This window comes from Microcystis sp. LEGE 08355 (assembly GCF_015207185.1).
Classification (GTDB): Bacteria; Cyanobacteriota; Cyanobacteriia; order Cyanobacteriales; family Microcystaceae; genus Microcystis; species Microcystis panniformis.
In genome coordinates, this window is sequence record NZ_JADEXI010000793.1 from 1 (window position 1) to 1,704 (window position 1,704).

Sequence of the window (1,704 nt, forward strand, 5' to 3'; positions counted from 1 at the left end):
ACCTACGAAATTGCGGCAGTACGACGCTTAATTGAACGAATGCTGCGAGAACAGTTAGATATGGTGGTCGGTGCGCGTCGGGAAGCGGCAAAATCCTCCCAGGCTTATCGTCCCGGTCATCGCGCCGGTAATCTATTTTTAACGGGATTGGTGAAATTTCTGTTTGGAGCGCGTTTAATCGATATGCTCTCCGGTTATCGCGTCTTTTCTCGTCGTTTCGTCAAATCTTTTCCCGCTTTGTCCAATGGTTTCGAGATTGAAACCGAGTTAACTATCCACGCTTTAGAATTAAAAATTCCCTTCGCTGAAGAACCAACCCTCTACGGGGAACGTCCCGAAGGTTCCCAAAGTAAGTTAAAAACCTTTCAAGATGGCTGGCGGGTATTGGGAACCGCTATCCTACTTTTTAAAGAAATTCGTCCTTTTCTCTTTTTTAGCCTTGTCTCGCTAATTTTGGCGGCTATTTCCCTCCTCTTAGCGATTCCCGTCCTATTTGAATACCTCGAAACCGGCTTAGTACCACGTTTTCCCACCGCCATTTTATCGGCCTCGATCATGCTTTTAGCCTTTTTAAGTTTGACCTGTGGCATGATCCTCGATTCCGTCTCCCGGGGACGAAAAGAGATGAAACGAATGGCTTATCTAGCTAACAGTTGGCTGAAAGGTTAGGGAAAAAGTTCGCTAAACATACAGGTCTAGGTCACATCTGGGGTTAAACCGTCTCTAACCGTTGCAGCACGGAGGAGGGTTTTTTGTCAATAAATTCCGCCGGCGAAATTTGATATTTAATCAGATTGGCTAATTCCTGTAGTTGGCTGATGGCTTCCGCACCTTCGAGTTTCATTAACTCTCGATCATCGCGCATTTCTGTCCAGGTGATGCCGTAATCGGACACGAGAAACCGAATTAGATGGGTTTCACCCAATCCCACCATAAAAGATGCGCTGTTCATTTGACCGCCACAGGTGTAGCAAGATGCTAGATAACCTTGATTTTCTAAGGCGATCGCTAAAGCCTGTAAATCCATGACTAAGTCTTTGACCAGTTGGCGATGCTCTTCTGCAAGTCGTTTAAACACAATGTTCCTCCTGACAACACTCCTCAATTATAAAACCTTAATACTTTTTTAAGATTCTTTTTTGAGAAAATAAGATATGTGAACCAGGTTTGTTTACGGATGTTAAGTAACAAAATGTAAAGAACCCGATACCTAGAGTAGCGTGAATTCCTGATATCGCCAAGTATGTGTAAGTACAAAGCTACCAGTTTATCCGTCTTTCCACCCCCTCGATCCCAACTATTCCCATCATGCCTATTTTTAAAGTTTAAGATCCGGTTTCGACAAAAAAGTTCGCAAATCTATGTTGACAATTACATAAACCTATGCTTCTATGCCGGATGCGGAGGGAGGGGAGCTTTTTTCAGTGTTGCCAAAGGCACGGCGTAGCCGTCCAGTAAACAGTAACTGGTAATTAGGGTTTGCTGAATAAATATAAAAACCTTGTTGTATAAGACTTTTAGACTTTTTTCCCTCAAAAAGTGCCAGCCCTTGAAGTGATCGGGGGTAAAATTCAGGTACTTTTTCCCTGAAAATTAGGTAGTTGACCACCTGAAAATCGGTAAAACCCTACACCCTACACCCTACACCCCACACCCTGCCCCCACCGAAAAACTTTTTGCCGCAAACCCTACCTAATAGTGACG

The 1,704-nt window shown here is 44.0% G+C and carries 2 protein-coding genes; one reads left to right on the top strand and one right to left on the bottom strand.

Translation table 11 applies throughout. The features are described from left to right. A partial coding sequence (locus IQ242_RS24075) for a glycosyl transferase (protein WP_193961690.1) occupies positions 1-669 on the top strand: 669 nt, incomplete at its 5' end. Positions 670-712: 43 nt separating this feature from the next. Here IQ242_RS24075 and IQ242_RS24080 read toward each other — a convergent pair. Further along, positions 713-1,078, bottom strand: coding sequence for a DUF1815 family protein (locus IQ242_RS24080; protein ID WP_193961691.1), 366 nt, complete (start codon positions 1,076-1,078; stop codon positions 713-715). Positions 1,079-1,704: the final 626 nt, after the last annotated feature.